The sequence below is a fragment of the Mesorhizobium sp. M0244 genome, from assembly GCF_040321795.1.
In the GTDB taxonomy this organism is placed as follows: domain Bacteria; phylum Pseudomonadota; class Alphaproteobacteria; order Rhizobiales; family Rhizobiaceae; genus Mesorhizobium.
The window spans coordinates 1-1668 of sequence record NZ_JAMYSE010000208.1; the positions used below are offsets into that span (position 1 = coordinate 1).

The following is a 1668-nucleotide window of genomic DNA, read 5'->3' on the forward strand; positions in this document are numbered from 1 at the left end:
CTTTGCTCGCCCATCATCGACTCAATCTCCTCTTACGACGAAGATTGAATCAGTGCTTCAGGACTGCTGCAACCCGGACTTTTTCAACACAATCGACCCAAAGGCGACAAGACGACCAAAAAGGTTGGAAGCGCAGCGAACCCCTCTATATCGACAGCCATGGATGCATCGAGCGACCACCCACAGAACGACGAGCTTCTCTCGGACATCCAGCGCCTGTCCTTCGACTATTTTCTCAAAGAGGCCAACCCGGCGAATGGCCTGATCGCCGACCGCAACACCCCGGGGTCACCGGCCAGCATCGCCGCCGTCGGGCTCGCCCTGTCGGCCTATCCCGTCGGTGTCGAGCGCGGTTTCATGACGCGCGCCGCCGCCGCTGAACGGACGCTCGCCACGCTTCGCTTCTTCTGGAACGCGCCGCAAGGGCCCGAAGCCGACGCTACGGGCCACAAGGGCTTCTACTACCATTTCCTCGACATGGAGACCGGCCGCCGCGTCTGGAAGTGTGAGCTGTCCACGGTCGATACGGCGCTTCTGCTTGCCGGTGCGCTGGCCGCCGGCGCCTATTTTGGCGAGGACGATGAATCCGAACTGGAAATCCGGCGGCTTGCCGATGCGCTCTACCGGCGCGCCGACTGGCGATGGGCGCAGAACGGCGGCGCCACCCTCACCCATGGCTGGCGGCCTGGAAAAGGCTTCCTGCGCTATCGCTGGCAAGGCTACGACGAAGCGGTGATCCTTTATGTGTTGGGCCTCGGCTCGCCAACCCATCCGCTGCCGCCCGAGAGCTACGCGGCCTGGCTATCCACCTACAAGTGGAAAAAGCTCTATGGCCGGGAACTGGTTTACGCCGGTCCACTTTTCATCCACCAGCTCTCGCATATCTGGATCGATTTTCGCGGCATCCGCGATGCTTCCATGCGCAACCACGACTGCGACTATTTCGAGAACAGCCGCGAGGCAACCTACCTGCAACGCGACTACGCCATTCGCAATCCGAAGGGTTTCAGCGGTTATGGCGAGAATTGCTGGGGCATCACCGCCAGCGACGGCCCAAGCCCGACAAAACGCCAAATCACGGTCGGTGGCCGCCGCTTCTTCGGCTATCTGGCGCGCGGTGCGCCATTCGGCCCTGATGATGGGACGTTGTCGCCGTGGGCAGCGATTACCTCATTGCCCTTTGCGCCAGAGATCGTTCTGCCGGCACTGCGCTATTTCCACGAGATCGACCTGCAAGAGGGCAACCCTTACGGCTTCACCGCAAGCTTCAATCCGACAATAGCAGCCGCCGACGGCCGGCCCTGCGGTTGGGTATCGCCGGACCATGTCGGCATCAATCAGGGGCCGATCACTCTGATGATAGAGAACTACCGCTCGGGCTTCGTGTGGCGCCTGATGCGCCGCGTGCCGGCCATCATCGCGGGACTGCACCGAGCCGGTTTTTCGGGCGGTTGGCTATAACAAGTCGAGATGACAAAGCTCCCCGACTGATACCGGGACTCTTGACTGCTAGCGCAATGCCGCATTTGCTGCAAATATCGGCTTAGCGGCGCATTGCTTCTCGGCAGCATAGGGGCCGGGAGCCGTCGGTCTGCTTCGGATCAGCGGCTGGCGAACGCGGACATAGCTTGTCGGAAGCTCCCGAGCAAATGCCGGCTTCCTAATTTC

At 61.4% G+C, this 1668-nt stretch carries 1 protein-coding gene; it reads left to right on the top strand.

The window, feature by feature from the left end; translation table 11 throughout:
* The first annotated feature begins 159 nt into the window (after positions 1–159).
* Positions 160–1461, top strand: coding sequence for a glucoamylase family protein (locus tag NKJ08_RS38645; RefSeq protein WP_352532759.1), 1302 nt, complete (start codon positions 160–162; stop codon positions 1459–1461).
* Positions 1462–1668 lie beyond the last annotated feature (207 nt).